This is a genomic window from Paenilisteria portnoyi, assembly GCF_014322795.1.
Classification (GTDB): domain Bacteria; phylum Bacillota; class Bacilli; order Lactobacillales; family Listeriaceae; genus Listeria_A; species Listeria_A portnoyi.
On the sequence record NZ_JAASTT010000010.1, the window covers coordinates 77,205 to 100,814 of the forward strand.

Below are 23,610 nucleotides of genomic sequence, written 5' to 3' on the forward strand. Positions count from 1 at the left end.
GGTGGACATGTTTTATTATGTACTAATTATGTTAGCGGCGATTTTGATTTCGAATGTGGTGAACCGATTTATTCCTTTTGTATCGATACCGTTGATTCAAATTGGGCTAGGTGTTCTGATTGCGTGTTTACCGCTTGCATTTGAATTAGAATTGAATCCAGAATTGTTTTTGGTGCTATTTATTGCGCCATTACTTTTTAATGATGGGAAGCGAACGGATCGGCAGGCGTTATGGAATTTACGAGCGTCGATTTTAGCATTGGCATTGGGACTTGTGTTTGTGACAGTTCTTGTGATTGGGTATTTTGTGAACTGGATGATTCCAACGATTCCACTAGCGGCGGCTTTCGCACTAGCGGCAGCACTTGCACCGACTGATGCTGTGGCGGTGGGCTCGCTTTCTGGACGCATTGATTTGCCGAAAAAAATCACGCACCTTTTAGAAGGGGAGGCGCTGATGAATGATGCTTCTGGCTTGGTTGCTTTCCAATTTGCGATTGCAGCGATGGTGACAGGTGTATTTTCCATTTGGGACGCTTCTGTTAGTTTTGTGATTATTGCAGTCGGCGGGATTCTTTGCGGTCTCGTGCTGACTTTTATTAAATTTAGATTTTTGAAATGGATTCGTAATTTAGGTATGGAAGATGTTACGCTACATATGTTAATTCAGATTTTGACGCCGTTCGTGATTTATTTAGTGGCGGAAGAATTGCATGTATCTGGGATTTTAGCGGTCGTTGCAGCCGGAATTATGCACGCGTTTGAGAAGCGGAAAATGGACCCGATGACGGTAAAACTGAACGTCGTATCACAAGGCACGTGGTCGGTCATTATTTTCGTGTTGAATGGTTTGGTGTTCATCATTTTAGGAACGCAACTACCGGATATTATTCAAGTCGTGTGGCAAAATTCAGGCGTAAGTAACTGGCAAGTGATTTTCTACGTGCTGATTATTACGTTTGGCTTGATTGGTCTGCGCTTCTTGTGGATCCATTTGGGCTGGCTTATCCCGTATTTAGCGAAAAAGGAAGATGCAGGAAGTATGAATTTACGCGCGACGGTCCTAACTTCATTGTCTGGCGTGCGTGGCGCGGTAACACTTGCCTCGGCGCTGTCTATTCCGTTTGTATTAGGCGATGGCAGTCCGTTTCCGCAGCGATCTCTGATTATTTGTATTGCGTCGGGCGTTATTTTATGCTCGCTTATTATTGCTACGGCGATTTTGCCGATTTTGGCTCGGAAAGATGAGAGTACATCGGATAATCCACGCGCTGAAAAATCGATGAAACTAAGCGTTTGTCGGCATGTTATGGACCAATTAAGTAAAGAAATAACATCGGAAAACAAGGCGGCGACGCAGGTTGTTATCGATGATTACCGTGGTCGCATGCGTGCCATTCAAAAAGAAGATATTGATTTGGGCAAGCGACGTGAAATCGATAAAGAACAGCATGCATTGCGTCTGCAAGTTGTGCAGTGGGAAAAAGAAAATACAGCGCTTCTATTGCAGCAAGGTGAGGCAAGTAAACAGGCAGTTAGTCGTTACAATAATTATCTAGAGGCAATGGAAAAAGCCCTATCAGGCAGAGGTAAATCGCGTTCTGGCATGATGGCCATGATGTTTAAACGACTTACTCGTCAAGTATTGCATCCGAAACAATGGCAAAAAGCGAAAGAGCGAATGAACGAAATGAAGCAAAATCCGGAACAATATCAGGAAATGATAAACGAAATCAGAGACTTGCGCGAGAAAAATACGAGCTTCGTCCATAATAAATTGATGGCGTTGCTGGACGAATCGAATCAAGCGGTGGTTTGGCCGATTATCACGGAAAACAAACGGATTTTGGAACAAATGAAACAAGATCGTGGCAGTATAAAATCGAGAGAATCATTTGAACAAGCGAAAAAAGATGTACAGCTACAAGCCGTTCAAATCGAACGCGATGTTATCCAAAACTTGTTTGAGCAAGGTAAAATTTCACGGGATTTGGCGCGTGAGTTGAGACAGAACTTGAATTTATATGAAACGTATTATTTTGGGAATGAAGAATTAGCATAAGTTTGTAAGCCTGTTGGGAGTCGAGAACTTCCGCAGGCTTGTTTTTTTGTAAAAAAGTATTGCGATTTCGGGATTGGATGATGTATAATAAGCAGTATTGTGGTAAACATGAAGTTTACTTTTACTAAACAATAATGACTCTGAGTTTACTTCTACTAAACTAATGGGAAGGTTGCGACTATGGAGATTGGCAAGCGGATTAAGAATTTACGACTTAGCAAGAATTTGACGCAGGAAGAGCTAGGGGAGCGCACGGATCTGACGAAGGGCTATATTTCACAGTTGGAGCGGGATTTAAGCTCGCCTTCTATTGAAACGTTATTCGATATTTTAGAGGTGCTTGGCTGTACGCCGAAAGAATTTTTTGATGAGGAAGAGCAGGAGCAGAAGGTTGTATATGGCGCGAATGAGCATACTTTTTTTGAAGATGAGGAAAAAGGGTATCAAGTAAAGTGGTTGGTCCCTGAATCGAATGAGAAGGAAATCGAGCCGGTGTATTTAACGCTTTCGGGAAATGGTACTTTTAAGCAGTTCGAACCGTCGTTATCGGAGACATTTGCTTACGTGCTAGAAGGAAAAGTAACGATCAAGTTAGGAAAGAAACGATATATGGCGGAAAAAGGCGAGGCGATTTATTTCCATGCTTCGGATGAACACCAAATTTGTAATGAGGAAGACGTACCGGCGACGCTGATTTTGGTGGCGACGGATTCTTATTTGTAAGGAGGAATACGCAAATGGCAGAAACAATTATTCGCTTTGAAAATGTGACAAAGCAGTTTGATAATGATCCACCAGTGCTTGATAATGTAAGTTTTGAGATTGAAAAAGGGAAATTCTATACGTTGCTTGGACCATCAGGGTGTGGCAAAACCACGATTTTACGCCTGATTGCTGGTTTTTTGGAGGCAAGTGATGGCAAGATTTTTCTGAATGATAAAGTGATTAATGATATTCCGGCGAATAAGCGGCCTGTCAATACGGTTTTTCAGGATTATGCCTTATTTCCGCATTTGAATGTGTTTGAGAACGTGGCTTTTGGTCTGCGTATTAAGAAATTGAAGAAAGACGTGATCCAGCAAAAAGTGACGGAAGCGTTGCGTTTTGTGAATTTGGCGGGCTATGAGCAACGGGAAATTACGGAAATGTCTGGTGGTCAGCGTCAGCGTGTGGCGATTGCGCGCGCGATTGTGAACGAGCCGGAAGTTATTTTGCTGGATGAGCCGTTGTCGGCGCTTGATTTGAAGTTGCGGACGGAAATGCAGTATGAGTTGCGCGATTTGCAACGCCGGCTTGGGATTACGTTTATTTTTGTCACGCATGATCAAGAAGAGGCGCTGGCGATGAGCGATGAGATTTTTGTGTTGAATAAGGGCGAAATTCAGCAAAGTGGGACGCCGATGGATATTTATGATGAGCCGATTAATCGTTTTGTGGCGGATTTTATCGGGGAGTCGAATATCGTTTCTGGCCGGATGATTCAGGATTTTGAAGTAGAGTTTGTGGAACGCCGATTTGAATGTGTCGATCAAGGCTTCCATCCAAATGAGGTTATTGAGGTGATTATTCGTCCTGAGGATTTAGAGATTACAACGGAGGAGAAAGGGAATTTGCGTGTGACGGTAGACTGGGTCTTGTTCCGCGGGGTTCACTATGAAATTGGTTGTATGGATGAGGACGGCAATGAGTGGCTAGTACATTCTACCAAAAAAGCACGAATTGGTGAAAAATTAGGACTGGCTTTTGATCCGGAAGCAATTCATATTATGCGTCTTGGAGAAACCGAAGAAGAGTTCGATGCCCGTCTAGAAAGTTACGAAGAGGCGTAGTGCGATGACGAGACGAGCGCGGACTTTTTATCTGATTCCTTATGCCTTTTGGATTTTGCTGTTTGTTATTGCGCCAATCGTGTTGATTGCCTACTATTCGTTTTTTGATATTGATGGCAATTTTACGTTTTCGAATTACGTGAATTTCTTTACGCCGGTTTATTTAAAAATGACAGTGAGCTCGTTCTGGTATGCGTTTTTGATTATGTTATTTACATTGTTGATCTCGTATCCGACGGCGCTTGTTTTGACAAAATTGAAACATAAACAGCTATGGTTGTTGTTGATTATTTTGCCGACTTGGATTAATTTGTTGTTAAAAGCCTATGCATTTATGGGGATTTTTGGGACGTACGGGACGGCGAATAAGTTTTTGGAGTTTATCGGGATTGGTACGAAGCAGATTTTATTTACGGATTTTAGTTTCTTGTTTGTGTCGACGTATATTTTTATTCCGTTTATGATTTTGCCGATTTATAATGCGCTGGAGGAGATGAATCCTTCATTAACGAATGCGGCCCAGGATTTAGGTGCTACGCGTTGGACGACGTTTTGGCGAGTTGTTTTTCCAATTACGCTGGATGGTGTCAAAGCAGGGTGTCAAGCGGTTTTCATTCCAGCATTGTCGCTCTTTATGATTACGCGTTTGATTGCGGGAAACCGGGTGATTACGCTTGGGACGGCGATTGAGGAGCATTTCTTAGTGACGCAAGATTGGGGAATGGGCTCGACGATTGGCGTGTTCTTGATTATTGCGATGTTTATTATTATGTTTGTCAGTGGTGCGAAACGGAAGAAAGGGGCGATGAAATGAAGAAGCGTAACACGTTAGGGAAAACTTATTTAGCTGTCGTATTCTTTGTTTTGTATGCGCCAATCTTTTATTTGATGTTCTATTCATTTAATGCGGGCGGAACGATGAATCATTTTAGTGGTTTTACGTGGGATTATTATAAAGAGGTGTTTCAAGATACACGATTGTTAATCATTGTGTTGAATACGTTCGTGATTGCGCTGCTTTCGTCTGTTGTGGCAACGATTCTAGGAGTTCTCGGGGCACTGGCGATTCGCTACATGCCGCGGCCGTTTGCTAAAAATTCATTGCTGAGTTTGAACAATGTGTTGATTGTCAGTCCGGATGTTGTCATCGGTGCTTCGTTCTTGATTTTCTTCACGATTTTAGGCGTGAAACTGGGCTTTATTTCGGTGCTGGTGTCGCATATTGCGTTCAGTATTCCGATTGTCGTCTTGATGGTTCTGCCAAAATTACAAGAGATGAGTCCAACGCTGATTGATGCGGCGCGGGACTTAGGTGCGAGCCAGTGGAATGTGCTTAGTAAGGTGATTTTGCCGTATATTTCGCCAGGCGTTTTTGCTGGATTCTTTATGGCTTTGACGTATTCACTGGATGATTTTGCGGTGACTTTCTTCGTAACGGGAAATGGTTTTTCGACGCTTTCTGTGGAAATTTATTCACGGGCACGTCAAGGGATTTCGTTGTCTATTAACGCATTGTCGACATTGCTATTCCTATTTACCATTGTGCTCGTTATCGGATACTACTTTATTAATCAGCGCAATGCGAAGGCTGCACAAGCGATGGAGGTGCCTAAAAAATGAAGCAATTAGTTCGTGTTTTTGGCCTGGTTGTTGTTGCGGCGCTTCTGATGATGGTGTTGACATACTCGCTGAACAAGTCGGAAGGTTATTCGGGCGGGAACACGTTGACCATTTACAACTGGGGTGATTATGTTGATCCTGATTTACTGAAGAAATTTGAAAAGGAATCTGGTATCAAGGTGATTTATCAGACGTTTGATTCGAATGAGGCGATGATGACGAAGATTGAGCAGGGCGGGACAACGTTTGACATTGCAGTTCCGAGCGATTATGCGATTAGTAAGATGCGGGAGGAAAACTTGCTTATACCGCTTGATAAGGCGAAGTTGCCGAATATGAAGTATTTGAATCCGCGTTTTATGGACTTGTCGTTTGACCCGAATAATAAGTATTCAATGCCGTATTTCTGGGGAACGCTGGGCATTATTTATAATAAGAAAATGATTCAGGATATCCCGTTCACGAGTTGGAATGACTTGTGGCGACCGGAGCTGAAAAATCAGATTCTGCTTATTGATGGTGCGCGTGAGGTGATGGGGCTTGGACTTAATAGCCTTGGATACTCGCTGAATAGTACGAAAGAGGCGCAGTTGCAGGAGGCGTTGATGAAACTGAAAGAAATGACGCCAAATGTGAAAGCGATTGTTGGGGATGAAATTAAGATTTTGATGGCTGGTGACGAGGCCGGAGTTGCGGTAACATTCTCTGGTGAAGCTGCTGAAATGCTCGATCAAAATGAGGATTTGGAGTATGTAATTCCAAAAGAAGGCTCGAATTTATGGTTTGATAATATGGTCATTCCGAAAACGGCGAAAAACGTTGATGGGGCCCATAAATTCATCAATTTCATGCTAAAACCTGAAAATGCCGCGCAAAATGCGGAATATGTCGGGTATGCGACGCCGAGTGAAGCGGCTGTGAAACTTTTACCAAAAGAAATTTCTGGTGATGAGCGTTTCTATCCAGACCTAGACCAATTGAAAAATTTAGAGGTATACGATAATCTAGGGAAGAAAATGTTGGCGCATTACAATGAGTTGTTCTTAGAATTCAAAATGTATCGTAAGTAGACCACTTTTGTGAAATCGCCCAACTTTTAGGTTATGCATTGTATTTAATCGAACCATCCTTTATAATCCAGATGTAACTTCAGTTGAAAGGTGGAAAACATGATGGCAAAATTATATTCTTATTTAAGTTTTGATAACGCGAAAGAATCGATGGAATATTACCAAGAGGTGTTTGGTGCGACTTTGCTGGATCGTAAACCAGTGGATGAGAACATGGCGAAAGCTTGGGGAATGTCAACGGATAACTTAGAAGATACAACGATGCATGGTGGTTTTGTTGTATTGGGAAACACGATTTTTTGTAGTGATCGTTTTGGGAAGGGTGAGCCATTTTCCTCTAGTGTCACGCTGATGTTTGATTTCAATTCAGAAGACGCAGAAGATGTTGCGGCACTGGAGACGCTATACCAGAAAGCAACCGAAAGTGGCGCAGAAATTATCGATCCTCTAAAAGAACAATTTTGGGGTGGCAAAATGGGTATTATTAAAGACAAGTACGGCTTACTGTGGATGTTCCACGCGCAACCGTATTCGAAATTTGTGTGATAGTATGCGAAAAGCGATGCGTGTAAATCTAATGTTAGATTTACGCGTATCGCTTTTTTGTTATCATGATTTTCTGGGAAAATTCTCTATATAGGCTATATTCATTGTATTGTTTCGAAATATTTTTTCCCAATACAACTTGATTTCTTTCCCCAAGAAGCATAAAATCAAGAGGTTAGCTTAGCAAAACTGAAAGAGGCAAGGAAGTGAACATATGTTTCAAAATTTACCAGATTCTTTTTTACAAATGAATACGATTTTTATTTCGATTATGATTGAGGCTTTGCCGTTTGTGTTGATTGGTGTTTTTATTGCGGGCCTCATTCAAATGTTTATTTCTGAGGCGCTTATTGCTAAGATGATACCAAAAAATCGATTTTTAGCGGTGATTGTAGGCTCGGTTATTGGCGTGCTTTTTCCGTCGTGTGAGTGCGGAATTGTGCCGATTGTCCGAAATTTGATTGCAAAAGGGGTGCCACTTCATGCGGGAATCGCGTTTATGTTGACGGCGCCAATTATTAATCCAGTAGTGCTATTTTCGACGTACGTTGCATTTGGGAGTACGTGGGAAGTGCCGCTGCTACGTGTTTTAGGGAGTTTAGTCGTCGCGATGGTTGTAGGGAACGCGATTGCTTATTTTTATAAAGGTGAGGGTTTGAAGGAGAAATTTCTTTTGTATGAAACGGCAGGAGAACGCAAGGAAAAAGAGGAGACGCCTGCTGTGATGGCGATTGTGGGAATGGACGGGGCGGTTGCTTCGGGATCGGCGCATACGATGCATACGGAGGCGGAACATCACCACCACGAGCATAGTCATGATGATGCCAAGATGTCGATGAAAGATAAGGTTTGGCATACGTTGCAACATGCGGTGGATGAGTTTTTCTCGGTTGGGAAATTTCTCGTATTTGGTGCGTTGTTAGCGGCGGCTATGCAGACATATATTAAGACGTCGACGCTTGTTTCGATTGGGCATGGGCCTGTTTTATCGATTCTGTTAATGATGGTTTTAGCATTTGTTTTGTCGCTTTGCTCGGAGGCAGATGCCTTTATTGGGGCTTCTTTCCGCAGCGTATTTTCGACGCAATCGATTGTCGCATTCCTCGTTTTTGGACCGATGCTCGATATTAAAAATTTGATGATGATGCTGGCAACTTTTAAAGCGAAGTTTGTTGCTTTTATCGTGATTGGCGTCACGGTTACGGTGTTTGTGTATGCATTATTCTTATAGAAGGAGGGCGCTTTGATGTTTCGTGTTATTATTTTATTTGGATTCGCCTTCTACTTGATGCAACTGCACGTGACGGGCGATATTAGTAAGTATATCAATATGAAGTATTCCTATTTGTCGCTGGCTGCGATGATTGCTGCGTTTTTCTTAGGTTTGGTGCAGCTTATCATGATTTTCCGTGACGAAGATTTGGAGCAGAATCACGAGCATATGGGGCACACACATGACGGCGAAAATACATTTTGGAAAAAAATCTTGGTTTACGGGTTACTCGTTTATCCGCTTATCGCTGGATTTATGTTTCCGATTGCGACGCTGAATTCAACGATTGTGGACGCGAAAGGCTTTCATTTTCCGAAAAATAATGCGGCGGGTGATGATCCATATGCGATGAATCAGTTTTTGAAGCCGGATACGAGTGGTTATTTTGGTAAATCGGATTATGATAAGATGATTGCCAAAGAGAAGGCCGAGATTATTGATGATGATCCAATCAAAGTGACGGATGAGAATTATTTGATGACGATGGAGATTATTTACAGTTATCCTGGTGAATTTGAAGGGAAACGGATTGAATTTACAGGCTTTGTGTATAATGATCCGGTGACGAAGGGCGCGAATCTTTTTGTGTTCCGGTTTGGAATTATTCATTGTGTTGCGGATTCTGGTGTTTACGGAATGCTTGTGCACATGCCAGACGCGGAGACGGATCTTAGCAACGATACGTGGGTGAAAGTGAGCGGCGTGATTGAGCAGGAATACTATGCACCTTTTAAAATGGATATTCCGGCTGTAAAAGTGACCAAATACGGTGAAATTCCGAAGCCGAAAGATGTGTATGTTTATCGCAAATATTAGGTTGCGGAATCGGGTCAGATACGGTATGCTTAAACCTGTGAAAACGAAAACAAACTAGAGAAGGATGGAATGACTATGAATCATTATTCCCCCTACTTTCATTTTCCGCGCGAGGATTGGCGTAAGCTGGAAGTAAGTAAAGACCAGATGTTATCGGCGGATGAGCTAGAGGATATACGTGGTTTAAACGACCGTATCTCACTCGAAGATATCGCTGAAATATATTTACCACTCGTGAAATTACTTGCGATTCATTATCACGAGCAAATCTTCATTCACGGTGAAAAAATGGAATACTTGAAGCGGCACGCGACGCATACACCGTTCGTGATTGGTATCGCAGGTAGCGTGGCTGTTGGCAAAAGTACGACAGCGCGGGTGCTCAAAATTATGCTGGATCGCTGGTTTTCCAAAACGCGTAAGGTAGAGTTGATTACGACGGATGGTTTTTTATATCCGAATGCGGTGCTTGAGGAAAAAGGTTTGATGGAGCGTAAGGGCTTCCCAGAGAGTTATGACCGGAGTAGATTTGTTGCTTTTTTGAGCGATTTGAAAAGTAATAAAGAGAATGTCGAAGTACCGCTTTATTCGCATTTTACGTATGATATATTGGACGAGACGCGTGTTATCAGTCAGCCAGATATCATCATTGTAGAGGGAATTAATGTGTTGCAGGTGGACCCTGAACAAGCCGTTTTTCCAAGTGATTTCTTTGATTTCACGATTTATATAGACGCGGAAGAAAGCGAGATTAAGCGTTGGTATTTGGAGCGATTTTTCTTGCTTCGCGAGACTGCTTTCCAAGATACGAGTTCTTACTTCCATCGCTACACGAAAATAAGTGAAGTCGAAGCACGCCAGTTTGCCCTAGAAACATGGGATAAAATTAATGGTGTGAACTTGAAGGAAAACATCGAACGGACGAAATATCGCGCCCAGCTTATTTTGAAAAAAGGTGCAGATCATTTGATATCAGATGTGTATTTGAGAAAGTAGAGAAAGAGTTGAAAAAGGAAAAAAAATGTGTTAAGATGTTTGTAGGAAAAAGAATCGATGGACACACAGAAAGGCCCCGAATCTGGTCAGAGACGTCGGGGCCTTTTTTTGCGCGATTAGAACTTTGATCGTCGGCTACTCTTGTTGCTGCGATGTTCTAACCAATACTTATAAGTGACGAGCGTTATACCTACAAGAATCGGAGCAACAATGCTGGAAAAAATCAGAATCAATGGAACACACCTCCCTTCCGTGAAAATGGCAATTGAAGGTTGACGGCTTCTTCATTATAGCACGGCTCCCTGACTAAATTAAGTCTTTATTGTAAACTTTTATTTTAATGAATTTGGAGGTTTTTCTTCCCCTATTTACAGCTTTTTACTTTACTTTTATTTTTTTTAGGTTAAAATAAAAGTGAGTAATCACTCATTTGCAGTTTATAACCTAGAGGAGGTTTTAGAAATGGGAGAAGTAGCGATTCGTGTAGCTAATTTGGATGTGTCATTCGGGAAAAAACAGATTTTGACGGATATTGGATTGGATGTAGCGAAGGGCGAGATTTTTGGATTGATTGGTCCTTCTGGGGCTGGGAAAACGACGCTTGTGAAAGTCATTGTTGGAATGGAAAAAGGGGATTCTGGTGACGTGACGGTGCTGGATAAGCGGATGCCGAATCTTAGTGTGATTGCGAATATTGGTTACATGGCGCAGTCGGATGCGTTATATATTGATTTGACGGCAAAGGAGAACATGGAGTTTTTTGCGGCTTTGTATTCATTGAAGGGTGCAAAGCGGAAGGAACGGATTGCTTATGCGGCGAAGCTTGTGAACTTGGAAGGGGAACTGAATAAGCAGGTGAGTGATTTTTCGGGGGGCATGAAGCGGCGTTTGTCGCTGGCAATTTCGATGTTGCAGGATCCTGATGTGCTGATTTTGGATGAGCCAACAGTTGGGATTGATCCGGAATTGCGGAAGTCGATCTGGGAGGAACTGGACATGTTGAAGGGGGAAGGCAAATGCATTCTCGTGACGACGCATGTGATGGATGAAGCGGAGAAATGTGATCGGTTAGCGATGGTCCGTGATGGAAAAATCATCGCGGTTGGGACGCCGACTGAATTGGAAGCGCAGACGTCGACTGGGAAATTGGAAGATGCCTTTTTACAATTTGGAGGTGCGAAATCATGATGCGTGTGATGGCGATTGTGAAGCGGATTGCGAATCAGTTTAGACGGGATAAAAGGACGCTAGCTTTGATGTTTATTGCGCCGCTGATTTTGATTACGTTGATTAATTATTTGTTTGATGGGGATACGGTGAAGCCGAAAATTGGCGTGGAAGGCGTATCGTCGTCGATGGTGACGCAGTTGAAGGATACGGATATGTCGGTGAAGCAATACGGTTCTGTGGGAGACGCGAAGGGGACGATAAAGTCGGATGGGCTGGATGCGTTTGTTGTGCAGGATGGCGCGGATGTAAAACTGACTTTTGAGAATAGTGATCCTGGTGTGAGTAAGCAGATTCAGATGAAATTACAGGCGGCTTTGATGGCTGAGCAAAAGGATGCGATGAAGCAGTTGGGTGTTTCGATGCAGGAGGCGAGCGCGAAGATACAGCAGTCACTGGCCGCGATTGCTAAGCAGTATAGTGCGCAAACAGGGCAACAACTAGACATTCCAGCGGTGAATTTGAAGGTACCTGAACAACAGCAATTATCGATCGATACGGCATATATATATGGAGATGCGGATACGACGTTTTTCGATACGATTGGGCCGATTTTCATTGGATTCTTTGTTTTCTTCTTTGTCTTTTTGATCGCGGGAATTTCGTTCTTGCGGGAGCGGACAACGGGTACTTTGGAACGATTGATGGCGACACCGATTAAGCGTTGGGAACTGGAAACGGGATATTTGCTCGGATTTGGTATTTTTGCCTTAGCGCAGTCGATTATTGTGGCGCTATACTCGATTCATGTGCTGGATATGGTGCAGGTGGGGTCGATTTGGTACGTCTTACTGATTACGTTAATGCTGGCGATGGTTGCCTTGACGCTCGGGATCTTATTGTCGACATTTGCGAATAATGAGTTTCAAATTGTGCAATTCATTCCAATTGTGATTGTACCACAAGTATTGTTTTGTGGAATTTTCCCGCTGGAAGGCATGGCGGATTGGTTGCAGTGGATCGCTCACATTATGCCACTTTACTATGGTGCAGATGCTTTGACATCGATTATGGTAAAAGGAGAGGGATTCAGCGGTTTTGCGACGGATTTCTATATTTTAGTCGGATTTGCGCTTGTATTCATGATTTTAAACATTTTTGCACTGAAAAAATATCGTAAAATATAGAAAGGAATGGCGGCAATGGCTGAAAGTAAAGACATTCTGACGCAAATGTTAGAGGTGGCAGAGCAGGATAAAAAAATGAGCGAGAAGCAGAAAAAAATTGTGGCAGCTGCGATTGAATTGTTTGCGGAACGTGGTTTTGCAGCAACGTCAACAAGTGAAATTGCGAAGCGCGCTGGTGTTGCGGAAGGGACGATTTTTAGGCATTATAAGACGAAAAAGGATTTGCTGACGTCGATTACGGTGCCGATTATGATTGATAGTGTGGCCCCATTTTTAGCGCAGGCTTTTGTAGCGGAGGTTTTTGAGCAGGAATATCCTGATTTCCGGACTTTTTTAACAGCGCTTGTGAGGAATCGGTTTGAGTTTGCCCGCGAGAATAGTCAGGTGATTAAGATTTATATGCAGGAATTACTGTATCACGAGGAGATGCGAGAGCAGTTTTCAAAGGTGTTTATGGTGCATGTGAAGGGGCAGTTTGATCGGATTATTGGCTTTTATAAAGAGGGCGGGGAAATTAATGAGATGCCGAATAGTACGATTATGCGGGCGCTGATTACGAATATTGTTGGGTTTTTGGTGACTCGGTTTATGATTATGCCAAACGCTGAGTGGGATGATAATGCAGAGATTGAGCAGACTGTGAGTTGTATATTGAACGGGATAAGTTAGCAAAAAGAAGGATGGGAGGCCATCCTTCTTTTTGCTAATTTTTTCTAGAATCGGCGACAATGTGAATGCCATCCATATGCACTTGTTAAAAATCGATTTTTAGACGAAAAAATAGCGACCGAAAATCTTGAAACCCTAGTTATACCAGTACTTCATAAAGTGAACTATTATTTCTATTTCGAGCTATGCGACATATCATACTCCTAAATCTGAGAGAAGTAAGCCTTAAATTAAAATAATTTTTTAAAGCGTGGAGGAGCCTCGATTTTTGGACAAAATAAAAAGACGGCAAGAAGTCTAAAAACTTCCTTCCGTCTCACATATACATTTAGGCAAACTGTTTCGAAAGCCAATTCTTACCTTCTACAAAACGACTAACAAGCATCGCACAAACCGTGTTTCCTGTGGAATTCAATAATGTTGCAGGTATATCAATTATTGTACTAATAATCATAATCGTCCCAACGAGTTCAGGATTGAAACCAAACACCGCACAAATCATCAATTCCCCAGTCATACCACCACTTGGAATCGCACCCATTACAGCACCAACAAGGAAGGCGACACCAATAATTGCGAGAATGCTCATCGGTGAGGTCATATCTTTCCCGAACAATGTAAACAGGAAGATAATCTTGATAATACCACCCATAACAGAGCCATCCTTGTGCGTATTAGCCCCAAGAGGAATGACGGTCTCCGCAATATCATCGGGAACGCCCATTTTTTTCGTCGCTTGCAAGTTAACCGGAATACAAGCCGCGCTCGATGATGTAGCAATCGCTGTAATCGAAGGCGTGATAACGTTTTTCCAGTATACTTTGACACCCAACGGACCACCCGCGATAAAAGCGTACAAGGTGAAGGCGCCAAAATAATAAATAACCGCCAGCACTAAATAAAGCAAGAAAGAGTTCAAATAACCATTAATAATCTGCGGTCCAAGTTTTCCGACTGTATCCGCAAAGTAACAACCAAGACCAATTGGCGCGGCGTACATAATAACCTTCACCATTTTTAAAATAACTTCCGTACCAGCGTTCAAGAAATCCGCCACCGGTTTTCCTTTCGCACCTGCCATCGATGTAGCAAGGCCTAGAAGGATCGAAAAGACAATCAATGGCAATAAGTTAGATTTAGAGAATAAGTCTAGAAAATCAGGCACTGTGAACGTTTTGACAATAGTTTCGCCAATCGTCGAAGCAGTCGCCTCTGGAGCAGCCGGTAAGTTCTTGATAATCTGCGACATATCGACACCTTTAAGTGGATTATAAATCGTCGTACCAACAAATGCGATCACAGCAGCAATCAAGGCCGTCGTAAAGAATACCGCAAAAATGGTACCCATAATTTTACCAAGACGCTTCATTCCTTGCATGTTCGCGATAGCACTCGAAACACTCAAGAATACAAGTGGCACAATCACGACAAACATCAAATTAAGAAATAATTCCCCAATTGGCCGCACCACCGATGCCTTATCTCCAAAAATAAGGCCAGCCGCACCACCGAGGATAATTCCAGCGATTAAGAATAAACTGAATGCGTAGTTTTTTAGTATTTTCATTATGTAGTAAACCTCCCTTTATCTTTTTATAGAATAGCATTTTAAAGCGCGAAAGGGAAGTGATTTTATAAAGAAAAAGGCTCCAATCCTAAAAATTGCTTAGAATCGGAGCCTTGATATTATTTCGTTTCTGTAGATGTCTCGTCTGTGCTTTCCTTGTCAGTACTCGTTGTTTTATTCTTGTTGTTGTAGTTATACTTCGAAGGATCTGTCTTCTTGAAGCCTTCCGGTGTGTAGAAACGTAGCAAATCGCCTTGTAACACTTCATCGGAAAGTTCTAGCTCTTTGGCAACATTGTCTTTCGTTGCTTTCATAGCATCTGTCTCGGTTGTGATTTCTTCGCCTGTTTTCTGATTGTAGAACTTGCCACCAATCATAGAATAAGCAGGAGTAATGAAATCACCGTTTCGGAATGGAACAACTTGTTTGGCATCTTTAGAAAGTAAGTCATTACCTAGCTGCACGTAGTTTTTCGTATCTGTACCTAGCAAGTGAAGTAGTGTTGGTAAAATATCGATTTCACCGCCGTACGTATCTTTTACGCCACCTTCAACGCCAGGAACACGAACCATGAATGGCACACGTTGCGCTTGAGCGTTTTGGTAAGCATCGTAATCCGTACCAAGCACTTTACTCATAGCTTGCGCGTGATTGTCAGAAATACCGTAGTGATCGCCGTACATCACGATAACCGAGTTCTCATACAAACCGCTATCTTTCAAATATTGCACGAAACTTTTCACAGATTCATCTAAATAACGCGCTGTTTGGAAGTAACTATCCACCGAAGCATCACCAGTCTCAGCCGGTTTAATCGTTGCTTCATCTTCTGAAATTGGGTAAGGGAAGTGATTCGTTAACGTGATAAACTTCGCGTAAAACGGTTGTTTCAATGTCTCAATATATTTCTCTGATTCTTGGAAGAACGGCTTATCTTTCAATCCGTAGTTGGAAACATCTTTTTCGTTCATGTCATAATAGCTAGCATCGAAGAAATGATTATAACCGAACTGCTTGTAAATTTCGTCGCGATTCCAGAAACTCTTATAGTTACCATGGAAAACCGCTGAATCATAGCCTTGCTGACCTAAAATCGCAGGCGCTGATTGATACGTATTCTTACCTTTTGTCGAGAAGGCAGAACCTTGTGGAAGTCCGAATAAAGAATTCTCAAGCATCATTTCGGCATCGGAAGTTTTCCCTTGACCGGTTTGATGGTAGAAATTCGTGAAACTAAATGTATTTTTGTCCTTAAAGAACGAGTTAATAAATGGTGTAACCTCTTCACCGTGCAGTTTGTAGCCAATCAAGAACTGCTGGAAACTCTCCAAGTGAATGTAAATCACGTTTTTACCCTTCGCTTTACCAAAATACTCTGGGTTCGGCGTGGCATAATTCGATTTCGTATAGTTCAACACTTCATTGACATCGCTACTATCGGCGAGGGCACGCTGCGTCGAGTTCTGCGTACTTTTCACTGCGTCATACAGCTGGAAGTTCGTCATACCAAGATATTTCACGATATACGTCCGGTCAAAAGTACGAGTTAACAGCTCTGGACGATCGATCTCAGCAAGACCTAAGTTAGCGAAGAACATCGCGACACCTAGCACCAAGACACCAACCGTTTTACGAGCACGAATACGCGCTTCTTTATTCGGTTTCACAACGCGGAACACCAATAATCCGATAAGGAAAATGATATCCAAGAAGTAAAGCGCATCAGTCCAGTTCATTAACGCGCCGATACTACCACTCTGTTCGCCAAGGCTTGACGCCTCTTTAATGTTTGGCAGTGTAATAAAATCACTGAAGAACCGGTAGTAAACCATGTTCGCAAACAAGACGATAGTTAATAGTAGATCGATGATGATAATCCAGACAAACGAGCGTCGACCTTTTGCAAATAAGGCAAGTCCCATAAAGAACACAGCCGAACTCAGCGGATTAATAAGTAATAAAAATTGTTGCATGGCATTCTCGATACCAAGATTAAATTCAGTTTGATAAGCAATATACGTTTTTAGCCAGAATAGAATGACGGCTAGAATAAAAAATCCGTAGTTCTTACTTAAGAAGCTGAGGACTTTTCCTTTCCATTCGTTCATAGTTCACCTCTCCTAATACTCTATGTGAGTAAGTACTTTCATATAATAGAATAAAAAAAACTGGGCTCTATATGTAAGAAGCGTTACGCTAATTCCAAACCCACGTTAATCTAATTGTAACATAACTTTAACAAAAACAAAACTAAAAAACATGCGTCTAGAGACCGAGTTCATGTAAGAATGCCTTCGTGGCGCGGAATATCGCTATTTGGATGGGATGTGTTGGGTGGTTTATTAAGGAATGGACTGGGGAATATAGGAAGGAGTTGGCGTGTATAAAAAAGAACGTAGCGTTGGTAGTTCCATCTGGGCTTTGTATCAAGTTAAGCATCTGTGGATCCAGCTTCAAAAGCCAGCCTTTCGAAAATTTCGAGGCTAACGGGCTTTCTTAGCTTTTCAATGTTGCATTAGACACTAAATCTACTATATAATAAAAAGAACAGCAAGGAGGAATATATATTGAAGAAAACGATTGCCATTATCATTTTAATAGTTGGGTTACTTCTTGTGCTTTCGCCGTTCATTAAAAGCGGGATTGTGAAGTACCTAAGTGAACGGGATTCGGTAACGAATTACAGTGCAGAAACGATTGAAAAAAATAATGACAGAGATGCGAACTTTGATTTCGCGAGCGTCGAATTACCGTCGATGACATCGGTTGTGAAAGGGGCAGCGGATTATGACAAAAATGCCGTTGTAGGCTCGATTGCTATTCCGAGTGTGGATCTTAGTTTGATGGTCTTAAAAGGAACAAACACGGCGAATTTACTTGCTGGTGCGACGACGATGCGATCGGATCAGGTCATGGGGAAAGGAAATTACCCACTTGCCGGACATCACATGCGCAACGGCTCGATGTTATTTGGTCCAGTGATGAACGTGAAAGAAGGCGCCAAGGTGTATTTGACCGATTTGACGAATTTGTACACGTATGAAGTGACGAATACAAAAATCGTGAAAGATACAGAAGTTGGCGTGATTGATGATACGCAAGAGCCGCAGATTACGCTGGTCACGTGCGATGTTGCGACGGAGACGGATCAACGTTTTATTGCAACAGGGAAATTGGTTTCGACAGAGAAGCTGACGAAAGAGAAGAAAGAAAAATATTTTGAATAAGATTTCGGAATGCGCCACATGGGATTTAGATTCTATGTGGCGTATTTTTTTGTTGGCATTTAATGTTATATAACTATATTCCTAGTTCAAATAACTACAAATCTCAAATAATGTTAAAGAAATCGCCTTCAATGTTAAATATTTTGTAAAGAAGGTCCATATGTCATTGCTTGATTGGAAATTTTGTGATACTTTTAGCATGCATGTTGGGAAATAGAAGTAGACGGGCATGCGAAAAAAGTGAAAGAGGGAGAAATAAGATGAAGCAATGGCTATCAAGAGTATTTGTAAGCAGTATGGCGATGATGTTGGTATTTTCTAGTGTACCCATCCTTGACGCACAAGCAGTAGACACGGCAGATCATGCTACAGTTACGGCAGAAACAACGAAGACTCATGAGAAAAAAGAAAAGGAGAATTACCTATGAAAAGAATAAGCAGATTTGTAACATCGTTAATTGCAGGAGCTTTGATTATTTCAATACCGTTAGTTGCGGCACAGGCCGCTGTAAGTCAAAATGTAAACTTTACATTTAGTTATAATGTAGTCAGTGGAGCTAAAAATAACAAGTATCATAAATTGAATAAGGGATATGTCAACCTAAAGTTAGCCGTGGCAGGACAGGGGAAATCAACAGAGAAAATTGATGTTAGTCTATTTAAAGAAAGATGGGGGCCGGATGATTATTATGGTGTAAGATCATTTACGCAAGGAAAAGGTGGAGCGAGCGTTACAACCACGCATCAATACTACGTTGGAAGCTCTTCTTCTGATTTTTATGTTAAAGCGGAGAAAATTAGCAATAACTATACGACTAAAGGTGTAGGAACTATTAAAAATAAATAAGGTGGCGCTAGGTTATGTTAACTGCAAAAGATATACTTCTCATTGCGCCTATTATCTATGTATTCTTTTTGATTCGATGGATTAGGAAGAAAGAGCCAATTGAGAAAATAGTTTTTAAATCATGTATGTTTATGTATGTAACAGGTGTCGTAGGCTATACGATGTTTCCAATTATGACAAATAGCATGTTGATTGAAGATACTCGTATTTTAAGAGATGGTGCAACTGGAATTAACATCATACCTTTTGCAACTGTTTGGGATATCTACATTTATAGTGGAGATCTGGATGTTAGTCAGGCTATTTTTCAAGTTGTCGCCAATATGATTATGTTTATACCACTAGGCTGTTTGTACCCACTATGTTCAATGTATAAAGTTAGCTGGAAAAGGATGTTTTTGTTGGCGCTCACTTTGTCAATGTCTATAGAACTATTGCAATTACTGCAAAATATTCTATATCAAGCTGCTTTCAAATATGTAGATATAGATGATTTGATTTGGAATGTGAGTGGTGGAATGATTGGGTACGCGCTATTTCGAATATGTAAACCGCTTTTTCAAAAGTTGAATGTCTATCATTTTTGAATTAATTGAAGAGGTATTCGGGATAGATAATTATAAGTGGGCCAAACGATTGAAATATCCACCACCAGCCTCAATGCAAAACGAATAAAAGAAGAAAACATGTCATAAAAATGGCGTGTTTTTTTCTGGGCGCAAAATCTACCCTCTACCTCCATTTTAGTGTATGATAAAAAGGTAAACTAAATCGAGAGAGGACGTGGCGGCATGAAGTTGACTGTGTTTGGTCATTGGGGTGGCTTTCCGAAAGTGGATGAGGGAACGTCGAGTTATTTATTGGAAGAGGATGGATTTAAATTATTGATTGATGTCGGTGCGAGTGCCGTTTCTATTATGCAAAATTATGTGGACCCGAACGAGATTGATGCGGCGATTATTTCGCATTATCATCCGGATCATGTGGCGGATGTTGGAATTTTGCAGCATTATCGTTTGATTGGCGGGATGAACGCGGATGTTCCTGTGTTGCCGATGTATGGGCATGATGAGGATGCGCGTGGTTTTTCTTATCTTTCGATGCCGAATGTGTCGGAGGGTATGGCGTATGATCCGAACAAGCCACTCACAGTTGGGCCTTTTACGATCACGTTTTTGAAAACGGTACATCCGGTTGTTTGTTATGCGATGCGGATGGAGGCGAATGGGAAGGTGTTTGTATTCACGGCAGATTCGGCGTATCAGGAGTCGTTTGTTCCTTTCGCAAAGGGCGCAGATTTGTTGATGGCGGATACGAATTTCTATAAAGACCTTGCTGGAAAAAGTCAGATTCATATGGCAAGTACGGAAGTTGGGAAATTGGCGCAGGATGCTGGTGTGAAGACATTATTGCTATCGCATTTACCGCAGTTCGGTGAGTTGGCAACGTTAAAAGCAGAAGCGGCGTCGGCATTTGACGGGCAGATTGTGTTGGCTGAAAAAGGTTTGATTATCGAGTTTTAAGGAGGACGTAAGGCGTGTATTTTATTGATAATAAGAATGTGTTGGATCCGACGATAAATTTGGCGGTGGAAGAGTTTATTTTGACGGAGCTCAATTTGGACGAGCCAGTATTACTTTTCTATATTAACCAGCCGTCGATTATTATTGGGCGGAATCAGAATACGATTGAGGAAATTAATACGGAATATGTGGCCGAAAATAATGTCAAAGTTGTGCGTCGTTTATCGGGCGGTGGAGCGGTTTATCATGATGAGGGGAATTTGAATTTCAGCTTTATTACGAAGGATGATGGGGATTCGTTCCACAACTTCGCAAAATTCACGGAACCGATTGTGACGGCGCTTAAGAAGCAAGGTGTGAACGCGGAATTGAAAGGGCGCAATGATTTGTTGATTGATGGCTTCAAAGTGTCTGGGAATGCGCAGTTTGCAACGAAAGGCAAGATGTTTTCGCATGGGACGTTGATGCTGGATCTTAATTTGGATCATGTCGTGGCATCGCTGAAGGTGCGCAAGGATAAGATTGAGTCGAAGGGCATTAAGTCGGTGCGAAGCCGGGTTGCAAATATTTCGGAGTTCATGGAAAACAAGATGACGACGGAGGAGTTTCGCGATTTATTGTTGCTTGATATTTTTGATGTCGAAAGTGTGGCGGATGTGAAGGAATATGTGCTCACGGAGGCAGACTGGGAGAAGATTCATGCGATTTCCGAGAAGCGCTATAATAACTGGGATTGGAATTACGGGAAGTCACCTAAGTTTAATTTGGAGCGGACGAAACGTTTTCCAGTCGGTGGTATTGATGTGCGTCTGGATGTTGTGAAAAGCGTTATTGCGAACGTGAAAATTTTCGGTGATTTCTTCGGGGTTGGCGATGTGACGGAGATTGAGGATAAGCTTCGTGGTGTCAATTATGAGCACCAGGCGATTGAAAATGCTTTGAAAGACGTGAAAATAAAACATTATTTTGGTAATATTACAATGGAAGATTTCTTAGATCTATTATATTAATGACTGTTTTTGAGTCTGGGCCAAGGGGCTTAGGCTCTTTGTTTTGGATGGAGACTTATTTCTCTTCTGTAAATTAGGAGGAATGTCATATATTTTACTAGTGGTATTATTTTCAAAAAGGCGAGAAATCTGGTATATTAGAGATAAGGAAATGATGTGTGATACTTTCCTATTACTTCATATGTGAACGCGACAGAATGATTTTTTGTTTTGAGAAAGAGAAAAAACAGATTATTCAAAAAGGGTGTGATGAAGTGAGCAATAAATTGCAGATCGGTAACATGTCAGAAGCGGATACATATTTATTTAATATGGGGAATCATTTTCAGAGTTATCAGCAACTGGGATGTCAATTTGCAGTGGATGTGAATGGTGAGGAAGGGTTCTCGTTTCGTGTTTGGGCTCCTAATGCTAGGGAAATTGCCATTGTCGGTGATTTTTGCGATTGGGGTGCTGGGATGAAATTGAGGAAAATTGGTGAGACTGGGATTTGGGAAGGGTTTTCGGCAGATGCGAAGTCTGGGCAGCATTATAAGGTTCTGGTGGAGGATGCGAATGGGAACAAGAAGTTAAAGATGGACCCATATGCATTGGCGTTTGAGACGAGACCAAAAGATGCAGCGGTTGTGACGAAAATACCGGATTTTAAGTGGTCGGATGGTCGCTGGATGGCGAAGCGAAAACGTAAAAATGTGTATCAAGCGCCACTTAATATTTACGAGGTTCATGCTGGTTCTTGGCGGAAACCAAAGGATGGTGACGCGGAATTTTATACGTTTGCGGAACTTGCGGAGACGTTGATTCCTTATGTGGCGGAGATGGGTTTTACGCATATTGAGTTTATGCCGCTGATGGAACACCCGCTGGACGCGTCTTGGGGATATCAGATTACGGGATATTATGCGTTGTCGGCGCGTTACGGGAGCTTGGAAGATTTTATGGGCTTTGTGGATGCGTGTCATGCGGCGAATATTGGCGTGATTATGGACTGGGTGCCGGGGCATTTTTGCCGGAATGATAATGCGTTGTCGTATTTTGATGGGACGCCGCAATTTGAGTATTGGAAGTCGTTTCAGGCGGATAATGTACGCTGGGGAACGCTTAATTTTGACTTATCCAAGGCTGAGGTGCATAGTTTTTTGATTTCGAATGCGCTGTTTTGGATTGAGATGTGCCATTTGGATGGTTTGCGAGTCGATGCGGTGTCTGCCATGATTTATTTGGATTATGACGATGGGTATTGGGAAGCAAATGAGGATGGCGGCAACGTGAATAAGGCTGGCGTCGCTTTTGTGCAAAAGTTAAACACGGAGGTTTTTAAGCGGTATCCGGATATGTTGATGATTGCGGAGGAAAGTACGGCTTATCCTGGTGTGACGATGCCGGTGGACGCGAATGGACTTGGTTTTAATTATAAGTGGAATATGGGTTGGATGAACGATATTTTGAAGTTTTTCGAGATGGACCCGCTGTTTCGCAAGGATCATTTTAACCTCGTGACGTTTTCATTTATGTATATGTACAAGGAGAATTATATTTTGGCGCTGTCGCATGATGAAGTGGTGCATGGCAAGAAGTCAATGATGCACAAAATGCCGGGCGATCGATACAACCAGTTTGCGGGGCTCCGAACGTTGGAGGCATTCTTGATGACGCATCCTGGTAAAAAATTGAATTTTATGGGCAACGAGACGGGTCAATTTTTGGAGTGGAAGTTTGCGGAAGAATTGGAATGGTCGGATTTGGAGCAGGATTTAAATCACCAGTATCAGTTTTTTGTGCGGACGTTAAATGAGCTTTATGTGGAGCATCGGGCGTTGTTTGAGTTGGATCATGATCCTGCTGGAATGGCGATTTTGGATGCGGATAATCGGGATGAATCGTTATTAACGTTTATTCGCCAAGGTGCGAAGCCGCGCGATTTCCTAGTTGTGGCGTGTAATTTTGTGCCAGTGGAAAGACAGCGAGTGCGGATTGGCGTTCCATATGAAGGTGTTTACGAGGAGTTGCTGAATACGGAGTCGCATGATTTTGGTGGGACGTGGAATGTGGCTCAGCCCGAAATGCGCACGAGTCATCAAGGATATAACGGGCAACCTTATAGTATTGAAGTTATAATGCCAGCAATGAGTGTACTGATTATAAAACCGAAACGGATAAAAGGATATAAAAAAGGGCGGTGAGAGGGATTCGCTTTGGAT

Annotated in this window: 23 protein-coding genes; 20 read left to right on the plus strand and 3 right to left on the minus strand. The window is 42.2% G+C overall.

What is annotated here, in order from left to right; all coding sequences use genetic code 11:
- Position 1: 1 nt before the first annotated feature.
- The 10 genes from HCJ66_RS08505 (at position 2) to coaA (ending at position 10,212) form a co-directional block, all read left to right on the plus strand.
- On the plus strand, positions 2-2,062 hold the full coding sequence (locus HCJ66_RS08505; protein ID WP_187132741.1) for a Na+/H+ antiporter: 2,061 nt from the start codon (positions 2-4) through the stop codon (positions 2,060-2,062).
- Between the two features lie 180 nt (positions 2,063-2,242).
- Positions 2,243-2,785 carry a helix-turn-helix domain-containing protein gene (locus tag HCJ66_RS08510; protein ID WP_187132742.1) on the plus strand — a complete coding sequence of 181 codons (543 nt, stop codon included), beginning with the start codon at positions 2,243-2,245 and terminating at the stop codon, positions 2,783-2,785.
- A gap of 14 nt (positions 2,786-2,799) precedes the next feature.
- A complete protein-coding gene (locus tag HCJ66_RS08515; RefSeq protein WP_187132743.1) occupies positions 2,800-3,891 on the plus strand; it encodes an ABC transporter ATP-binding protein in 1,092 nt (363 codons plus the stop codon).
- A 4-nt stretch (positions 3,892-3,895) separates the two neighbouring features.
- On the plus strand, positions 3,896-4,705 hold the full coding sequence (locus HCJ66_RS08520) for an ABC transporter permease (protein ID WP_187132744.1): 810 nt from the start codon (positions 3,896-3,898) through the stop codon (positions 4,703-4,705).
- Positions 4,702-5,511: an ABC transporter permease gene (locus tag HCJ66_RS08525; RefSeq protein ID WP_187132745.1), complete on the plus strand. Its 810-nt coding sequence runs from the start codon at positions 4,702-4,704 to the stop codon at positions 5,509-5,511. The genes HCJ66_RS08520 and HCJ66_RS08525 overlap by 4 nt, the downstream gene beginning before the upstream one ends.
- Complete coding sequence (locus HCJ66_RS08530; RefSeq protein ID WP_187132746.1) at positions 5,508-6,581, plus strand: ABC transporter substrate-binding protein; 1,074 nt, start codon at positions 5,508-5,510, stop codon at positions 6,579-6,581. The genes HCJ66_RS08525 and HCJ66_RS08530 overlap by 4 nt, the downstream gene beginning before the upstream one ends.
- Positions 6,582-6,683: 102 nt before the next feature.
- The gene (locus HCJ66_RS08535; protein WP_187132778.1) at positions 6,684-7,127 is read left to right on the plus strand and encodes a VOC family protein; all 444 of its coding nucleotides are present in this window, start codon (positions 6,684-6,686) and stop codon (positions 7,125-7,127) included.
- A 214-nt stretch (positions 7,128-7,341) separates the two neighbouring features.
- The gene (locus tag HCJ66_RS08540) at positions 7,342-8,358 is read left to right on the plus strand and encodes a permease (RefSeq protein ID WP_187132747.1); all 1,017 of its coding nucleotides are present in this window, start codon (positions 7,342-7,344) and stop codon (positions 8,356-8,358) included.
- Between the two features lie 15 nt (positions 8,359-8,373).
- Positions 8,374-9,216 carry a TIGR03943 family putative permease subunit gene (locus HCJ66_RS08545; RefSeq protein ID WP_187132748.1) on the plus strand — a complete coding sequence of 281 codons (843 nt, stop codon included), beginning with the start codon at positions 8,374-8,376 and terminating at the stop codon, positions 9,214-9,216.
- Between the two features lie 75 nt (positions 9,217-9,291).
- Positions 9,292-10,212 (plus strand): type I pantothenate kinase, encoded by a 921-nt coding sequence (coaA, locus tag HCJ66_RS08550; protein WP_187132749.1) that lies wholly within the window; start codon positions 9,292-9,294, stop codon positions 10,210-10,212.
- Between the two features lie 116 nt (positions 10,213-10,328).
- Here the strand turns inward: coaA and HCJ66_RS16330 are convergent, their stop codons facing one another.
- Positions 10,329-10,445, minus strand: coding sequence for a type I toxin-antitoxin system Fst family toxin (locus tag HCJ66_RS16330; RefSeq protein ID WP_222717448.1), 117 nt, complete (start codon positions 10,443-10,445; stop codon positions 10,329-10,331).
- A 229-nt stretch (positions 10,446-10,674) separates the two neighbouring features.
- On the opposite strand from HCJ66_RS16330, the gene HCJ66_RS08560 reads away from it, so the two are divergent.
- Genes HCJ66_RS08560 through HCJ66_RS08570 form a run of 3 tightly spaced genes read left to right on the plus strand, consistent with a single transcriptional unit; the run spans position 10,675 to position 13,235 of the window.
- Positions 10,675-11,400 (plus strand): ABC transporter ATP-binding protein, encoded by a 726-nt coding sequence (locus HCJ66_RS08560; protein ID WP_187132750.1) that lies wholly within the window; start codon positions 10,675-10,677, stop codon positions 11,398-11,400.
- Positions 11,400-12,566: an ABC transporter permease gene (locus tag HCJ66_RS08565; RefSeq protein ID WP_187132780.1), complete on the plus strand. Its 1,167-nt coding sequence runs from the start codon at positions 11,400-11,402 to the stop codon at positions 12,564-12,566. Before HCJ66_RS08560 ends, HCJ66_RS08565 begins: the two co-directional genes overlap by 1 nt.
- Positions 12,567-12,581: 15 nt before the next feature.
- Positions 12,582-13,235 (plus strand): TetR/AcrR family transcriptional regulator, encoded by a 654-nt coding sequence (locus tag HCJ66_RS08570; RefSeq protein WP_425489635.1) that lies wholly within the window; start codon positions 12,582-12,584, stop codon positions 13,233-13,235.
- Positions 13,236-13,563: 328 nt separating this feature from the next.
- Here the strand turns inward: HCJ66_RS08570 and HCJ66_RS08575 are convergent, their stop codons facing one another.
- Positions 13,564-14,802 (minus strand): dicarboxylate/amino acid:cation symporter, encoded by a 1,239-nt coding sequence (locus HCJ66_RS08575; protein WP_187132751.1) that lies wholly within the window; start codon positions 14,800-14,802, stop codon positions 13,564-13,566.
- Between the two features lie 119 nt (positions 14,803-14,921).
- Positions 14,922-16,910 carry a lipoteichoic acid synthase gene (gene ltaS, locus HCJ66_RS08580; RefSeq protein ID WP_187132752.1) on the minus strand — a complete coding sequence of 663 codons (1,989 nt, stop codon included), beginning with the start codon at positions 16,908-16,910 and terminating at the stop codon, positions 14,922-14,924.
- Positions 16,911-17,366: 456 nt separating this feature from the next.
- Here ltaS and HCJ66_RS08585 point away from each other — a divergent pair, with 456 nt between their 5' ends.
- The 7 genes from HCJ66_RS08585 to glgB all read left to right on the plus strand — a co-directional run bounded on the left by HCJ66_RS08585 (position 17,367) and on the right by glgB (position 23,592).
- A complete protein-coding gene (locus tag HCJ66_RS08585; protein ID WP_187132782.1) occupies positions 17,367-18,029 on the plus strand; it encodes a sortase in 663 nt (220 codons plus the stop codon).
- Between the two features lie 260 nt (positions 18,030-18,289).
- The gene (locus tag HCJ66_RS08590; RefSeq protein ID WP_187132753.1) at positions 18,290-18,457 is read left to right on the plus strand and encodes a hypothetical protein; all 168 of its coding nucleotides are present in this window, start codon (positions 18,290-18,292) and stop codon (positions 18,455-18,457) included.
- Positions 18,454-18,876, plus strand: a complete 423-nt coding sequence (locus tag HCJ66_RS08595; protein ID WP_187132754.1) for a hypothetical protein — start codon at positions 18,454-18,456, stop codon at positions 18,874-18,876. Before HCJ66_RS08590 ends, HCJ66_RS08595 begins: the two co-directional genes overlap by 4 nt.
- Positions 18,877-18,890: 14 nt before the next feature.
- Positions 18,891-19,463, plus strand: a complete 573-nt coding sequence (locus HCJ66_RS08600; protein ID WP_187132755.1) for a VanZ family protein — start codon at positions 18,891-18,893, stop codon at positions 19,461-19,463.
- Positions 19,464-19,667: 204 nt separating this feature from the next.
- On the plus strand, positions 19,668-20,399 hold the full coding sequence (locus tag HCJ66_RS08605) for an MBL fold metallo-hydrolase (RefSeq protein ID WP_187132756.1): 732 nt from the start codon (positions 19,668-19,670) through the stop codon (positions 20,397-20,399).
- Positions 20,400-20,413: 14 nt separating this feature from the next.
- Positions 20,414-21,409 (plus strand): lipoate--protein ligase, encoded by a 996-nt coding sequence (gene lplA, locus HCJ66_RS08610; protein WP_187132757.1) that lies wholly within the window; start codon positions 20,414-20,416, stop codon positions 21,407-21,409.
- 197 nt (positions 21,410-21,606) lie between these two features.
- Positions 21,607-23,592, plus strand: coding sequence for a 1,4-alpha-glucan branching protein GlgB (gene glgB / locus HCJ66_RS08615; RefSeq protein ID WP_246438617.1), 1,986 nt, complete (start codon positions 21,607-21,609; stop codon positions 23,590-23,592).
- Positions 23,593-23,610: the final 18 nt, after the last annotated feature.